12 protein-coding genes are annotated in these 13,969 nt (G+C 72.0%); 8 read left to right on the plus strand and 4 right to left on the minus strand.

What is annotated here, in order from left to right; translation table 11 throughout:
* The first annotated feature begins 131 nt into the window (after nucleotides 1-131).
* A complete protein-coding gene (locus QHG49_RS19875) occupies nucleotides 132-548 on the plus strand; it encodes an ATP-binding protein (RefSeq protein WP_301492856.1) in 417 nt (138 codons plus the stop codon).
* 419 nt (nucleotides 549-967) lie between these two features.
* On the opposite strand, the gene QHG49_RS19880 is transcribed toward QHG49_RS19875, so the two are convergent.
* Together QHG49_RS19880 and QHG49_RS19885 are read right to left on the minus strand one after the other, a co-directional pair.
* The gene (locus QHG49_RS19880) at nucleotides 968-2,197 is read right to left on the minus strand and encodes a helix-turn-helix domain-containing protein (RefSeq protein WP_159702416.1); all 1,230 of its coding nucleotides are present in this window, start codon (nucleotides 2,195-2,197) and stop codon (nucleotides 968-970) included.
* A gap of 422 nt (nucleotides 2,198-2,619) precedes the next feature.
* Nucleotides 2,620-4,140 carry a class I adenylate-forming enzyme family protein gene (locus QHG49_RS19885; protein WP_301490549.1) on the minus strand — a complete coding sequence of 507 codons (1,521 nt, stop codon included), beginning with the start codon at nucleotides 4,138-4,140 and terminating at the stop codon, nucleotides 2,620-2,622.
* Between the two features lie 101 nt (nucleotides 4,141-4,241).
* On the opposite strand from QHG49_RS19885, the gene QHG49_RS19890 reads away from it, so the two are divergent.
* The 4 genes from QHG49_RS19890 to QHG49_RS19905 all read left to right on the plus strand — a co-directional run bounded on the left by QHG49_RS19890 (nucleotide 4,242) and on the right by QHG49_RS19905 (nucleotide 8,454).
* Nucleotides 4,242-5,438, plus strand: a complete 1,197-nt coding sequence (locus QHG49_RS19890) for an amidohydrolase family protein (RefSeq protein WP_301490550.1) — start codon at nucleotides 4,242-4,244, stop codon at nucleotides 5,436-5,438.
* On the plus strand, nucleotides 5,438-6,571 hold the full coding sequence (locus tag QHG49_RS19895) for an acyl-CoA dehydrogenase family protein (RefSeq protein WP_159702408.1): 1,134 nt from the start codon (nucleotides 5,438-5,440) through the stop codon (nucleotides 6,569-6,571). Before QHG49_RS19890 ends, QHG49_RS19895 begins: the two co-directional genes overlap by 1 nt.
* Nucleotides 6,572-6,573: 2 nt before the next feature.
* Complete coding sequence (locus tag QHG49_RS19900; RefSeq protein ID WP_301490551.1) at nucleotides 6,574-7,440, plus strand: acyl-CoA dehydrogenase family protein; 867 nt, start codon at nucleotides 6,574-6,576, stop codon at nucleotides 7,438-7,440.
* A gap of 540 nt (nucleotides 7,441-7,980) precedes the next feature.
* On the plus strand, nucleotides 7,981-8,454 hold the full coding sequence (locus tag QHG49_RS19905) for an ATP-binding protein (RefSeq protein WP_145485997.1): 474 nt from the start codon (nucleotides 7,981-7,983) through the stop codon (nucleotides 8,452-8,454).
* 266 nt (nucleotides 8,455-8,720) lie between these two features.
* On the opposite strand, the gene QHG49_RS19910 is transcribed toward QHG49_RS19905, so the two are convergent.
* Nucleotides 8,721-9,647, minus strand: coding sequence for a cyclase family protein (locus tag QHG49_RS19910; protein WP_301490552.1), 927 nt, complete (start codon nucleotides 9,645-9,647; stop codon nucleotides 8,721-8,723).
* Between the two features lie 85 nt (nucleotides 9,648-9,732).
* Here QHG49_RS19910 and QHG49_RS19915 point away from each other — a divergent pair, with 85 nt between their 5' ends.
* The 3 genes from QHG49_RS19915 to QHG49_RS19925 all read left to right on the plus strand — a co-directional run bounded on the left by QHG49_RS19915 (nucleotide 9,733) and on the right by QHG49_RS19925 (nucleotide 12,957).
* Nucleotides 9,733-10,650, plus strand: a complete 918-nt coding sequence (locus tag QHG49_RS19915) for an SDR family NAD(P)-dependent oxidoreductase (protein ID WP_301490553.1) — start codon at nucleotides 9,733-9,735, stop codon at nucleotides 10,648-10,650.
* 112 nt (nucleotides 10,651-10,762) lie between these two features.
* On the plus strand, nucleotides 10,763-11,905 hold the full coding sequence (locus QHG49_RS19920) for an acyl-CoA dehydrogenase family protein (RefSeq protein WP_301490554.1): 1,143 nt from the start codon (nucleotides 10,763-10,765) through the stop codon (nucleotides 11,903-11,905).
* Entirely contained in the window at nucleotides 11,905-12,957 is a 1,053-nt protein-coding gene (locus QHG49_RS19925) for an alcohol dehydrogenase catalytic domain-containing protein (protein ID WP_159702393.1), read from the plus strand. Before QHG49_RS19920 ends, QHG49_RS19925 begins: the two co-directional genes overlap by 1 nt.
* A gap of 6 nt (nucleotides 12,958-12,963) precedes the next feature.
* Here the strand turns inward: QHG49_RS19925 and QHG49_RS19930 are convergent, their stop codons facing one another.
* Entirely contained in the window at nucleotides 12,964-13,962 is a 999-nt protein-coding gene (locus QHG49_RS19930) for a GlxA family transcriptional regulator (protein WP_301492858.1), read from the minus strand.
* Nucleotides 13,963-13,969: the final 7 nt, after the last annotated feature.

Consider the following 13,969-nt stretch of genomic DNA (forward strand, 5'->3'; position numbering starts at 1 on the left):
ACTCGATCGAGTGGACGAGTGAATGTATTCACTCGGCTCCATTGCGCAAATGTCAGACACGCCCGTAGCTTCAAAGCGGCGCCACGACAGAGCAGGTCTTGAACAAAGCGCTCAGGAGGTACGGCACCCCCATGCCCGCAACTACGACCTTCCGCACCCCCAAGCACAGACGGCATGTGTCAACCGCCCGCCAGCTCACCGCCAAAGCGCTGGCAGACTGGGGCATCACTGGCGAACTATCGGACGTAGTAGTCCTGTTGGCGAGTGAACTCGTCACCAACGCGGTGCGGCACTGCCGGGTCTCCTACGCCCTGGTCGAGGTCACGCTCACCCTCCAGGAACAAGACCTGCGGCTGGAGGTCTCGGACCCGGACCGCGACCAGCTCCCCCAGCTCCGCGACTCCGCGCCGGACGAGGAGGGCGGACACGGACTCGCGCTCGTCGACGCGCTGGCCGAGACGTGGGGCTACCGGCAGGGGCCGTACACCAAGTGCGTGTGGGCCACGTTCACGCTCGCGGAGAACGCCGTTGTTCCGTCGGCTTTATGACGCACTCGCGCGCCCGTTCACCAGGTCCCGCCGCCGTAACACCGGGGCGGCGGACCTGGAGATCGCGCGAGAGACGCGGACCCCGGACCCGTACGTATGGCGCCTGCCGAACCCGTACGACTCCCGCTGGCGCCGCTGGGCCGAACGCAACCGCGCGGCCGGCCACCGGCTGCCGATGCTGTGCGACGAAGCATGCTGGCGGAGCCCCACGCCTCCCCACCGACCCCTTTGGGAAACCGCCGACGACGTGGTCCGGCCGTACGTGCTCAAGCACTGAGGGCGTACGAACAGCACCGGCGTCAGCCCGGCGCGTCGATCGCCTTCACAATCACCGTAGGGCGTTGATTCAAGGTCTGTTCAGCCATGTCCCGAAGCTGAGAAGAACTCCGGGCTCAATATGAAACGCAGGAATGCAATCCTCACCCGACGAGGTGGAACCGGTCCGACATGCGACGCAGCTTCTCCCGGGTCGTCGCCCGCTCGGCGTACACGATGCTGCGCAGGGTTGACCGGGCGATGGGATGGTTGCGGACGAGCTGGGGCGCGATGCGCTCGGCCGTCTCCAGTTCGGCCAGTGCCTTGCCGCGGTTCCCGTCCCACAGCCAGGCACGCGCCAGGTCCATGTGGTGATGGCCGCGCCGGGAGTTGGGGAGCGAGCCGACCAGAGACGGGTTCGTACGGCGGTTTATCGTCAGCGCCTTGTGCTGCTCGTGCATCTCCAGTGCCACGCTGATCGCGTGAATCTGCACGTTGCCGGGGGAGAACGTCAGGCTGTGGCGGTCGTACACGGGAGGGCCGTCGTACTCCGCCAGCCGGTCGGCCGCGGTACGTGCGTGAGAGACGCGGTCCTCGGCTTCCGCGCTGTGGCCCGCTCGTGCGGCGGAGACAGCCGCGCGAAGCTGGAGGGAGCCCCAGGCGCGGAGGGCGAGAGGCTCACCCTGGTCGTATGCCTGCTGCACGGAGCGAATGGCCTTGTCCGACAGCGCGATGGCGTCGTCCCAGTCCGCTGTGGCCCACATGTCCCAGACGCGCATCCAGTCGGCGACGGCGGGCAGGACGGGGTCGGCGGACTGCCGGGCGGACCAGGCGGCCCGCTCACATGCCATGGCGACCAGCTCAGGGTGTCCAAGAGCGTGCGCGGCGGTGTGGGCGAACTTGCAGCACACGGCGTAGATCGCGAACGCCTCTTCCCGCTCGTGTCCCGTGGCGACCTCGGCGAGGGCACGCGCCTCACGGAACAGATCGGGAAGCACTTCCATGATCGCCACGTTGGCGGCGGCGTCACGCAGCCGATGCAGCCGGGCGGTCTCCTGCCAGAGTCGGCGAGCGGGCCGGGGGGTTCCGTCGAAGACGGGGGCGAGGTCGTAGCGACGCAGTTCGCGCGTGATCGCAGCGGCCGCGACCTGCCATTGGTTCTCGGCCGGGGAACTGCTGTACGGCCGCCCGATCAGGTCGTTCGGGTGAATGTGCAGCTCCGACGCCAGCCGGTTGAGCAGACCGACGCGGTCCAGTTCGATGAGCCCGCGTTCCATCTTGGACACCCAGCCCTGCGTCTTGCCCAGGGCGGCAGCGAGGTCGGCCTGCGTCATGCCGAGGCGAAGCCTCGCACGGCGTGCGCGACGGCCGATCTCTTCGGCTTCTTCCAGCATCAGTGCGCCCCCCTATGGGTGGGGCGCCGGCGGTCCAGCGGGCGGCGAGGCATCGTGCTCCATCCGTCGGGGCTTCTACTCTCGACGGTACCGAGGCCGTGTGCCGCGTGTGGAGTACTCCAGGTCACGGAAGTCCCCACCGCGCGGTTGAGCTGAGGGTGGAGATCGGTTCCTGAACACCGTGGTGAGAGGGATGGGCATGTCGAATACCGAGGGTGCGCGGCTGGTTCGGGAGGCCTGGATCGGCGGGGTCCGCCGGTACTTTCCCGGGGAGCCGAAGGCCGGGTACGTCACGCCGTGGGAGGACACCCCGTAGTTGGGAGCGGGAGGCCGCGGGGGCGGTGTATGAGCAGGTCCGGCACTTCATCGAGGTCAGCTGGTGGGACCACGGCCCGGTCGGCAGCAGGAGACCGACGCGGATGTCACGACGGTCCGAACCGCTCGCGCAATTTGTACTTGACGACCTTCCGCAGCGTCTCGTTACGTGGCAGCTCCTCCACCACCTCCAGCCGTTCGGGGAGCTTGTGCGTCGCCAACCCCCGGGTGCGGAGGAACGACATGACCTCGGGCAAGGTCAACTCCGCTGCGCCCGGACGCCGTTCCACCACCGCGCACACCAACTCCCCCCGCTCCACGTCCGGCAGGCCTATCACCGCCACATCTCCCACCCCCGGATGCCCGTGCAGCAGGTCCTCGATCTCCTTCGCGGAGATGTTCTCGCCCTTGCGGATGATCACGTCCTTGAGGCGGCCGGTGAGGACGAGGTGGCCGGTGGGGGTGAGGTGGCCGAGGTCGCCGGTGGGGAGGTAGCCGTCGGGGGTGAAGGGTGAGTCGGAGGCGCCGAGGTAGCCGTGGCAGACGGCCTCGCCGCGCAGGTGGATCTCGCCGTCCACGATGCGGATGTCCATGCCCGCGGGTGGGCGGCCCTCCGTCGTCGCCAGGTTGGCCGGGGTGTCCGTCGGGTCGCCCATGGTGATCATCGGGGCCTCGGTCATGCCGTAGCCGTGGGTGAGCTGGACGCCCAGTTCGCGTACCACCTGGTGGTACAGCTCGGGTGGCTTGGGGGCGCCGCCGCCCGCCAGGAGGCGCAGGGTGGGGATCAGCCGGGTGCCGGGCCGCTTGCGCTGTTCCGTGAGGAAGAGGGAGTAGAAGGCCGTCGAGCCGCCGGCCACCGTCACACCGTGGCGGCGGTACTCCGGCAGGGAGTCCGGGAGCGCGAAGTGTTCCAGGAGCAGGGCCGGGACGCCGTACAGCAGCAGCATCACCAGGTAGTCCGCGCCGCCCACGTGCGCGTAGGGGAAGGCGATCGAACCGACGTCGTCCGGGCGCAGCCGCAGCGCGTGGGCCAGGCAGGAGCCCGCCGCGATCAGGGAGCGGTCGCAGTGCAGGACGCCCTTGGGGGTGGAGGTGGTGCCCGAGGTCCAGTAGATCCAGCGGACCGGGGTGCCGGAGGGGGGCGGGGCGGGGAGGACGGCGGGGTCGCCGGTGGGGAGGGTGTCGTAGGCCGGGAAGACGCCGGGGGCGCCCAGGCGGTGGGCCATCGCCGTGTGGTCGTGGCTGCGCCACACGCCCGGGACCGCGAGGAACGACGCCTGCGACCGCCGTAGCGCGAAGGCCACCTCCCGGTCCCGGTAGAAGGGGATCAGGGGGGACTGGACGGCGCCGAGGCGGGCCAGGGCCAGGGACAGGACGGCCGTTTCGATACGGGTCGGCAGCTGCCAGGCCACCACCGTGCCGGGGCGCACCCCCATGCCGTACAGGCCCGCCGCCACCCGGGCCGCCCACCCGCACAGCTCGCCGAAGGTCAGCGAGCGGGAGGACTGGAGGAAGACCGGGCGCCCGGGGGTGAGGGCGGCGCGGCGGGCGGCCAGCTCCCACAGGGTGCGGGAACAACTCAGGGACCGCGCGGTCTCGTTCGCGGATGCCAGAGGGGACGGGACCATGGTCGCCACCTGCCCGGGGGAAAGACTGCTGACGGTGCGTCAGGTATGTGGCATGCTAACTGACGCTCCATCAGATGAGTCCGGTCCGGCGGAGGGGAACCATGGCGATCGAACTGCCCCGCATCATCAGCGTCGACGACCACGTGATCGAGCCCGCCCACCTCTTCGAGACCTGGCTGCCGGCGAAGTACCGGGAGCGGGGACCGCGGCCGCTCACCGCCGGGATCGGTGAACTCGCCTACGTGGGCGGGAAGTACCAGATCAGCATGGACCCGGAGGGGACCCCGACGGACTGGTGGATCTACGAGGACCTGAAGTTCCCGTACAAGCGCAACATCGCCGCCGTCGGCTTCGACCGCGACGAGATGACGCTGGAGGGGATCACCCGGGAGCAGATGCGGCGGGGGTGCTGGGACCCCAGGGCGCGGCTGGCGGACATGGACCTCAACCATGTCGAGGGGAGTCTGTGCTTCCCCACCTTTCCCCGCTTCTGCGGGCAGACCTTCGCCGAGGCGCACGACAAGGAAGTCGCCCTCGCCTGTGTGCGCGCCTACAACGACTGGATGGTGGAGGAGTGGTGCGGCGACAGCGGCGGCCGGCTCATCCCGCTGTGCCTGATCCCGTTGTGGGACGTGGGGCTGGCCGTCGAGGAGATACGGCGGAACGCGGCGCGCGGGGTGCGGGCCGTCACCTTCTCGGAGATCCCGACGCACCTCGGGCTGCCGTCCATCCACACCGGCTACTGGGACCCGTTCTTCGCCGTCTGCGAGGACACCGGCACGGTCGTCAACATGCACATCGGCAGCAGCTCCCAGATGCCCGCCGCCTCCCCGGACGCCCCGCCCGCCGTCCAGGCGTCCCTCAGCTTCAACAACGCGATGGCCTCGATGATGGACTACCTCTTCAGCGGGGTCCTGGTGCGGTTCCCGAGGCTCAAACTCGCGTACTCCGAGGGGCAGATGGGGTGGGTGCCGTACGCCCTGGAGCGCGCCGACGACGTGTGGGCCGAGCACCGGGCCTGGGGCGGGGTGCGGGATCTGGTGCCCGAGCCCCCGTCGACGTACTACTACCGCCAGATCTACTGCTGCTTCTTCCGCGACAAGCACGGTGTCGCCTCGCTCGACGTCGTCGGCCGTGACAACGCCACCTTCGAGACCGACTACCCGCACGTCGACTCCACCTTCCCGCACACCGAGGAGATCGCCCTCGACCATGTGCGGGGCCTGGACGAGGAGACCGTGTACAAGCTGATGCGCGGCAACGCCATCCGCATGCTCGGGCTCGACCTGGACCGGTGATGGACCTCTGCGACACCCCGGAGGAGGCGGAGTTCCGGGCACGGCTGCGGGAGTGGCTCCATGAGGTGCTGCCCGGGCTGCCACCGAAGCCGGACCCCGCCGACTGGCCGGGGCGGCGGGCCTACGACCTCGGCTGGCAGCGGACGCTGTACGACGCCGGGTACGCCGATGTCCACCGGAACGCCTCCCCGGCGCTGCGGATGATCTTCCTGGAGGAGTCCGAGAAGGCGGGCGCGCCCTATGTGGGGGCGAACTTCGTCGGGCTGCTGCACGCGGGGCCGACCATCGCCGCCGAGGGCACCGACGCCCAGCGGGCGCGCTGGCTGCCGCCGATCCTGCGCGGTGAGGAGGTGTGGTGCCAGGGGTTCAGCGAGCCGGACGCCGGCTCCGACCTCGCGGCACTGCGCACCCGGGCCCGCCGGGACGGCGACGACTACGTGGTCACCGGCGGCAAGATCTGGACCTCGCACGCGGAGGTCGCCGACTGGTGCGAACTCCTCGTCCGCACCGACCCGGACGCGCCCCGCCACCACGGCATCACCTGGCTCGCGATGCCGATGGACGCCGAGGGGGTCACCGTACGGCCGCTGCGCACGCTCGCCGGGTCCGCCGAGTTCGCCGAGGTGTTCCTGGACGAGGTGCGGGTGCCGGCCGCCAACCGGGTCGGCGCGGAGAACGACGGCTGGCGGGTCACCATGGTCACCCTGTCCTTCGAACGCGGCACCGCCTTCGTGGGCGAGGTCGTCGCCTGCCGCCGCACCCTTCGCCAACTGGCGTGCGGGGCACGGGAGAACGGCCGCTGGGACGACCCCGCGCTACGGCGCCGGCTCGGCCGCCTCGACGCCGAGTTCCGCGCGCTGTGGCGGCTGACCCAGTGGAACGTCAGCGCGGCGATGGCCGGCGGGGGCGTGCCGGGGGTCGGCGGGTCCGTCTTCAAGCTCCGGTACTCGGCCGCCCGTCAGGAGTTGTACGACACCGCCGCGGACGTCCTCGGCCCGGACGCCCTCGACCTCGACCGGCCGTGGGTGCTGGACCGGCTGTCCTCGCTGTCGTACACGATCGCGGCCGGCACCTCGCAGATCCAGCGCAACATCGTGGCCGAGCGGATGCTGGGGCTGCCGAAGGGGAGATGAGGGTGCGGTTCCAACTGAGCGAGGATCAGCGTGCGTTGAAGATGGGGGTACGGCGGCTGCTGGAGCGGCGGTTTCCCCGGGAGGCCCTGCGCGCGGCCGTCGACGCCCCCGGGCGGATCGACCGGGAGCTGTGGCGGGCGCTCGGGGAGGCCGGGTTCTTCGCGCTCACACTGCCGGAGGCGGAGGGCGGGGTGGGGCTCGGGCGCCCCGAGGCCGTGCTCGCCTTCGAGGAGGCCGGGCGGGCGCTGCTGCCGGGCCCGCTGGTGGCCACGCATCTCGCGGCGGGTGCCGTACCGGGCGCGGCGGCGGGGGAGACGGTCGTGGCCGCCGTCGGCGGGGCCCTGGTGGAGTGGCTGGACGCGGCGGACGTCGTGCGGGGGGACACCTCCGGAGCCGTACCGCTGCGGTCGGTCGACCCGCTGACCCCCCTGCACCGGGTCCCGCGCCCGGCCGCCGCCGACCCTCTCGCCGTTCTCCTCACGGCGGCCGAACAACTGGGCGGTGCCGTACGGCTGAGCGAGCTGGCGGTGCAACACGCCCGGACCCGCCAGCAGTTCGGGCGGCCGATCGGGGCGTTCCAGGCCGTGCAGCATCTGTGCGCGGACCTCCTGGTGCGCGCCGAGACCGCGCGGGCCGCCGTCTACGCGGCCGCCGTCACCGGGGACCCGGGCGACATCGCGGCCGCCCGGCTGCTCGCCGACGAGGCCGCCGTGCGCGGCGCCCGCGACTGCCTCCAGGTGCACGGCGGCATGGGCTTCACCTGGGAGGCGGACGTGCATCTGCATCTGAAGCGGGCGTGGGTGCGTGCGCAACGCAATGGGAGTGTCACGGATAGTGAGGAGCTGCTTGCCGCGGGGTTGGTCTCCTGAGCGTTGCTGCCCTGCGCCGGAGCAAAGCCATGGCCCAAGATGTCGCGGATCGTGGCGCCTCGGAATCACAGAGCGTCGATACCGGGTTGTGTCCTTCGGGAGGGCTCGTCACGGCCCGGAGTCGGTGGGTGCTCCGGTACCTTGTGTGGGATGCGAGTGGCTGCGAACGCGGGCGATGCCGGCGGTGCCCCTGAGGCGGCGCCGGGACATGCGATGCGCGCCGCTACTCGCGGGGCGGACCGGGGCGAGGCCCCCGGCTGTTCGACTCCCCGGCGTAAGCGTCGCACAGTATCCCCTACGCGTACTCCTTCGCGAGGGAATATGCCCGAAGCGCTTGTTGGGGTGACTGTACGTCAACCATGCTGTGAGGCAAGGAGATCACGTTCCGTGACCCTTGCTCTGGCTGTTGTCCAGGCCATGCAGGAAATGGCTACGATCGTGGCCCTCGTGATCGTCGTCCCGGCTCGCGCCGGGGCGGTTCGGTGGCGCGGGGTCGCGGTCTCGCCGGTTCGGATGGTGTGAGCGGTGCAGGTGCTTCAAGTGCAGCTGGAGATCCGGCCCGACCCCGCGGAGGTGGGGCGCGCCAGGAAGTGGGCCCGCTCGCGGCTCGACGGGCTGGGCATAGCGGCCGACGAGCCGGTGGCCGAGACGCTGGTCCTGCTCGTCTCCGAGCTGGTGACCAATGCCGTGGTGCACACCGGCCGCCCGGCGGTCCTCAGACTCTCCCTGCCGGGCGCCCAGCTCCCCACCGCCCCCTCGCCCACGGTGCGCGTGGAGGTCACCGACACCTGTACCCGGGCCCCTGTGCCGCGCTGTGTCGGCAGTGATGCCACCGGCGGCCGGGGCCTCGCCCTCGTGGACTGCCTCGCCGACCGCTGGGGCTGGAGCCGCGAGGGCGCCGGAAAGAGCATCTGGTGCGAGGTGGACGGCGGCGCGCGCCGCGAGGGGAGCGCGGCGGTGGCGTACGGAGGCGGTCCGTCCGCGTACGAGGATTTCGCCTTCGAGGCGGTGTAGCCCCGGGGTGCCGCGGTGCGCCGGGGGATGCCTCCGTGCGCGGGCGTCATGAACCGGCCGCATGTCCTGAATCACCTCCCCGGCATTGACGATCCGTGCCCGGCTGAACACGCTGGTGTGCGTCGATCCGCCGCGAGGGGACGGCGAGGGCCGGGCGGCGGCCAGGGGTCCTCGCCGAGAGCGGGTCGCACCGGAGGGTGGCGCGGGCGTGCGGTGCAGGGGGGCGACCGCGCCGCCAACCGGCCCCCGCCAGAGCGCGTTGATCATCAGAGGACCGCCACCGGTGCCACCGGCGAACCCGTCGCGCCGACGAACGGTTCGGGCATCGCCGACAGCAGGAACGCGTACCGCCCGCATTCTCCACAGGCTGTGGACAACTTCTCCAGGTTCCAGTTCTGGCCCTGGAGCATCCCCATCTCCACCAGGTGCAGCGCATGCACCGGCAGCCATAGATTGTCGATCTCGGGCGGAAAGATCTCAAATGTGAGCGTGTCGTTGGCGACGGCGGCGACATCGCGGGCGTGGAACCACTCCGGCGTACGGACCGAGAGCCCGGGGGACGGGTGGCCGTACCCGTGCCGGTCCCCGCCGAGATACACCCGCACCTGGCCGGTGCGCACCAGCACGATGTCGCCGGCCCGCACCCGCACCCCGCCGAACTCCTCCGCCCGCTCCAGATCCTCCGGTGTGACCGCGTGTCCCCCGGCCAGCCGCTCCACGCCCAGCGCCGCCGCCACGTCCAGCAGCACCCCGCGCGAGACGACCGGCCGCGCCGTGTCGATCCCGGAGAACTCGGCGCCGCCGTGCGCGGTCACCGTGGCCGCCGGGCGGCCGTTGTAGAGCAGCCCGCCGTGCGAGACATGCGGCAGCGCGTCCCAGTGCGTGCCCGCCTGGAGGCCCAGGGTCACCACATCGTCGCTGCACGCCACCGTGCCGGGCCCGAACAACTCCTGGTTGAGCTGCGTCATCGCGTGCAGCGGATCGACCCGGCCCGGGATCACGCCCGTCTGCACCCCGTCGTGGGTGAGGGGCAGCGCGAGCGGGATACGACGGCCCGTGCGCACCTCCGCGACGGCGCCCCGCACCACCTCGTCGGTGATCAGGTTGAGCGTGCCGATCTCGTCCGCCGCGCCCCAGCGCCCCCAGTTGTTCACCCGCCCGGCGATCTCGTGGAACTCCTGCGGCAGTGTCATCCGGTGCCTCCCCGGGGCTTGTGTCCGCGCGTGAGCCGGGTCATAAAATCTAACGGTCCGTCAGAAAGCGCGGGAAGGGGCCGGCATGGGGAACTTCTTGGCAGGCAGGGTCATCGCCGTCACGGGCGCGGGGCGGGGCATCGGACGGGCGGTCGCGCTGGCGGCGGCGGGCGAGGGGGCGCGGGTCGTCGTCAACGACTACGGCGTCGCGACGGACGGCACCGCGCCGAGCAGCGAGGTCGCCGCCGCCGTCGTGAAAGAGATCGAGGCGGCGGGCGGGGAGGCGGTCGCGGTCGCCGACGACATCTCCACGATGGCGGGCGGACAGCGGGTCGTGGACACGGCGGTGGGCGCGTTCGGACGGCTCGACGGGGTGGTGTGCGTCGCCGGGATCCTGCGCGAGCGGATGCTGTTCAACATGACCGAGCAGGAGTGGGACCCGGTCGTCGCCACCCATCTCAAGGGCACGTTCACCGTCTTCCGGGCGGCAGCGGCGGTGATGCGGCGGCAGCGGTCCGGGACGCTGATCGGGTTCACCAGCGGGAACCATCAGGGCTCCGTGTCCCAGGCGAACTACAGCGCGGCCAAGGGCGGGATCATCTCGCTGGTGCGCAGCGCGGCGCTGGGGCTGCACAAGTACGGGGTGACGGCGAACGCGGTGGCGCCGGTGGCGCGGACGCGGATGTCGGCGGACGTGCCCATGGAGCTGGCCGGGATGGGGTCGGCGGAGGATGTGGCGGCGCTGGTGGTGTACCTGCTCTCGGACCGGGCGGCGCGGGAGGGGATCACCGGGCAGGTGTACTCGGTGGCGGGGGCGAAGATCGCGGTGTGGGCCCAGCCGCGTGAGCTGCGCTCGGCGTATGCCGAGGGTGGGTCGTGGACGCCGGAGCGGATAGCGGAGTTCTTGCCGGGGGCGGTGGGGGTGGATCCGATGCCGATGCTGTCCCGGCTTTCGGAGATGGAGGAGGCGGCGCGGTCGGGGGCTCGGCCGAACGCCCAGTAGCTCGGGGGTGGTGGAGCGATTGCGGCTGCGGGTGAGGGGTGGTCGATCGCGCAGTTCCCCGCGCCCCTGAGGGGGCGCTGCCGGTACCGCGGGCTGGATGGAGGCGGGGAGTATGGATTTCGGGTTCAGCGACGAGGACGAAGGCTTTCGAGGCGAGGTGAGGGCGTGGCTCGCGGCTCACGCCGGTCAGGAGGTCGACCGGAGGGATTGGGAACGGGTCCTCGGTAAGGACGGTTGGATCGGGCTGGGTTGGGCGGAGGCCGGGTTCGGGAACCGGACCGGGTCGCTCACCGAGCAGGTCGTCTGGGCCGAGGAGTACGCCCGTTCCGGGGCGCCGGCCAGGGCGGGGCACATCGGGGAGAAGCTGTTCGCGCCGACGCTGATCAGGTACGGGACCGAGGAGCAGAAGCGGCGCTTTTTGCCGGCCGTCGCCGCCGGTGCGGAACTCTGGTGCCAGGGGTACAGCGAACCGGGTGCCGGGTCCGATCTCGCGGCCGTGCGGACCAGGGCCGTACGCGAGGGCGGGCGGCACCGGGTCACCGGGCAGAAGATCTGGACCTCCCTCGCCCACGAGGCCGACTGGTGCTTCGTGCTGGCGCGGACCGAGGAGGGGTCGCGGCGGCACCACGGGCTCAGCTTCCTGCTCGTACCGATGGACCAGCCGGGCCGTATCGAGGTACGGCCGATCCGGCAGCTGACCGGGACCAGCGATTTCAACGAGGTCTTCTTCGACGGCGCGAGGGCGGAACACGTCGTCGGCGCGGAGGGCGACGGGTGGCGCGTGGCGATGAGCCTGCTCGGCTTCGAGCGGGGCGTGTCCACGCTGGCGCAGCAGATCGGGTTCGGGGAGGAGTTGCGGAGGGTCGTGGAGACGGCCGTACGCGGCGGGGCCGTGCGTGACCCGCTCCTGCGGGACCGGCTCGTGCGGCAGTGGGCCGAGCTGCGCACCATGCGCTGGCACGCCCTGCGCACCCTGGGCGGCGCGGACGAGCCCGCCGCGCCCAGCGTCGCCAAGCTGCTGTGGGCCGACTGGCATCAGAGGCTCGGCGAGCTGGCCGTACAGGTGCGGGGCGCGGAGGCGGGGGTGGGGCCCCGGGAGTGGTCGGCCGAGGAGCCGTACCGGATCGACGCGGACCAGCAGTTGTTCCTCTTCTCCCGGGCCGACACCATCTACGGCGGCTCGGACCAGATCCAGCGCACGATCATCGCCGAGCGCGCGCTCGGTCTGCCCAGGGAGCCGAAGGGGGTCCGGTGATGCGGGGTGTGGTGTTCGACGGCCGGCGGGTACGGGTGGTGGACGATCTGGCGGTGCGCGCGCCGGGTCCTGGCGAGGTGCTGGTCGCGATCGCGGCGGCGGGGCTGTGCCACAGCGATCTGTCGGTGGTGGACGGCACCATCCCGTTCCCGGTCCCGGTGGTGCTCGGGCACGAGGGCGCCGGAGTGGTGGCGGCGGTCGGCGCGGGCGTCACCCATGTCGTGCCCGGCGACCATGTGGCCCTGTCCACGCTCGCCAACTGCGGCACCTGCCCGGAGTGCGACCGGGGCCGCCCGACCATGTGCCGGGCGGCGACCGGGCGCCCGGAGCGGCCCTTCACCCTGGCGGGGGCGGAGCCCGTCCACCAGTTCGCCGCCAACTCCGCCTTCGCGGAACGCACCGTCGTCAAGGCCGTCCAGGCGGTCCGCGTCCCCGCTGACATCCCCCTGGAGTCCGCCGCGCTGATCGGCTGCGGGGTGCTCACCGGGGTGGGCGCCGTACTGAACCGGGCCCGGGTGCGGTGCGGGGACAGCGTCGTCGTCATCGGCACCGGCGGCATCGGCCTGAACGTGCTCCAGGGGGCGCGGCTCGCGGGCGCCTCCCGGATCGTGGCCGTGGACGCCAACCCGGCGAAGGCGGGGATGGCCCGGGAGTTCGGCGCGACCGACTTCCTCACCTCGGCGGACGCGGTGCGGGAGCTGCTGCCGACGGGGGCCGACCATGTCTTCGAGTGCGTCGGCCGGGTGGAGCTGATCCGGCAGGCCGTCGGCCTCCTCGACCGGCACGGCCAGGCGATCCTCCTCGGCGTGCCCCCGGCCGCCGCCGAGGCGTCCTTCCGCGTCTCCGCCCTCTACCTGGACAAGTCGATCCTGGGCTGCCGCTACGGCTCCGCCCGCCCCCAGCGCGACATCGCCCTGTACGCCGACCTGTACCGCCGAGGGCGCCTGCTGCTCGACGAGTTGGTGTCGGCGGTGTACCCGGTGGAGGACTTCGAGAAGGCGCGGGCGGACGCGGAGGCGGGGCGGGTGGCGCGGGCCGTGCTCACGTTCTGAGCCACGTCACCCGGATTCGGTGAGCGCCCGGAAGGTCCGCCGGTAGGCCGTCGGCGTCACCCCCAGCGCCTGCTGCAGGTGCTGCCGCATCGACTGCGCCGTGCCGAACCCCGACGTCTGCGCCACCTGGTCCATGGCGAGGTCGGTGGTCTCCAGCAACTGCCGGGCCCGCTCGACCCGTTGCCGGCTGAGCCACTGCCCGGGGCTGACGCCGACCTCCTCGCGGAAGCGGCGGGTGAAGGTGCGTACCGACATGGCCTCCTGCTCGGCCAGGTCGCGCAGCTGGATCGGCTCGTGCAGCCGGGCCAGCGCCCAGGCGCGGGCGCCGGTGGTGGTGGCGAGCTGGGGGTCGGGCACCGGGCGCTCTATGTACTGGGCCTGGCCGCCGTCGCGGTGCGGGGGTACGACCATCCGCCGGGCCACGTCGTTGGCGACGGCCGTGCCGAAGTCGCGGCGGACCATGTGCAGGCACAGGTCGATCCCGGCGGCCACCCCGGCCGAGGTCAGCACGTCCCCGTCGTCGATGAACAGCACGTCCGCGTCCACCCGGATCCGCGGGAACAGCCGCTGGAAGTGGTCCGCCTCGGCCCAGTGGGTGGTCGCCGGGCGGCCGTCGAGATATCCGGCGGCGGCGAGGACGTACACCCCGGTGCAGATGGAGGCGAGCCGGGTGCCGGGCCGGATCCGGGCGAGCGCGGCGGCCAGCTCCTTGGTCAGCCGGCCCTCCTCGAAGACCGGGCCCAGCTCGTACGACGCCGGGACGATCACCGTGTCGGCGCGGGCCAGCGCCTCCGGGCCGTGCGGCACGTGGACCGCGAAGTCGGCGTCCGTCTCCACCGGGCCCGGGGGCCGTACCGAGCAGGTGAAGACCTCGTACAGCGGCCGGCCCCGGGCGTCCCTGGGGCGGCCGAAGACGCGGTGCGGGATGCCCAGCTCGAAGGGGAGGAGCCCGTCGAGGGCGAGGACGGCGACCCGGTGCGGACGGGACTCCTCGGCGGCGTCCATGGCCCGA

Origin of the sequence: Streptomyces sp. WP-1 (assembly GCF_030450125.1) — a bacterium.
GTDB classification, from domain to species: Bacteria; Actinomycetota; Actinomycetes; order Streptomycetales; family Streptomycetaceae; genus Streptomyces; species Streptomyces incarnatus.

Excerpts from the sequence above, each read along its gene's own strand:
- QHG49_RS19875 (WP_301492856.1), top strand. The coding sequence starts at position 132 with ATGCCCGCAACTACGACCTTCCGCACCCCCAAGCACAGACGGCATGTG.
- QHG49_RS19880 (WP_159702416.1), bottom strand. The coding sequence starts at position 2,197 with ATGCTGGAAGAAGCCGAAGAGATCGGCCGTCGCGCACGCCGTGCGAGG.
- QHG49_RS19885 (WP_301490549.1), bottom strand. The coding sequence starts at position 4,140 with ATGGTCCCGTCCCCTCTGGCATCCGCGAACGAGACCGCGCGGTCCCTG.
- QHG49_RS19890 (WP_301490550.1), top strand. The coding sequence starts at position 4,242 with ATGGCGATCGAACTGCCCCGCATCATCAGCGTCGACGACCACGTGATC.
- QHG49_RS19895 (WP_159702408.1), top strand. The coding sequence starts at position 5,438 with ATGGACCTCTGCGACACCCCGGAGGAGGCGGAGTTCCGGGCACGGCTG.
- QHG49_RS19910 (WP_301490552.1), bottom strand. The coding sequence starts at position 9,647 with ATGACACTGCCGCAGGAGTTCCACGAGATCGCCGGGCGGGTGAACAAC.
- QHG49_RS19915 (WP_301490553.1), top strand. The coding sequence starts at position 9,733 with ATGGGGAACTTCTTGGCAGGCAGGGTCATCGCCGTCACGGGCGCGGGG.
- QHG49_RS19920 (WP_301490554.1), top strand. The coding sequence starts at position 10,763 with ATGGATTTCGGGTTCAGCGACGAGGACGAAGGCTTTCGAGGCGAGGTG.
- QHG49_RS19925 (WP_159702393.1), top strand. The coding sequence starts at position 11,905 with ATGCGGGGTGTGGTGTTCGACGGCCGGCGGGTACGGGTGGTGGACGAT.
- QHG49_RS19930 (WP_301492858.1), bottom strand. The coding sequence starts at position 13,962 with ATGGACGCCGCCGAGGAGTCCCGTCCGCACCGGGTCGCCGTCCTCGCC.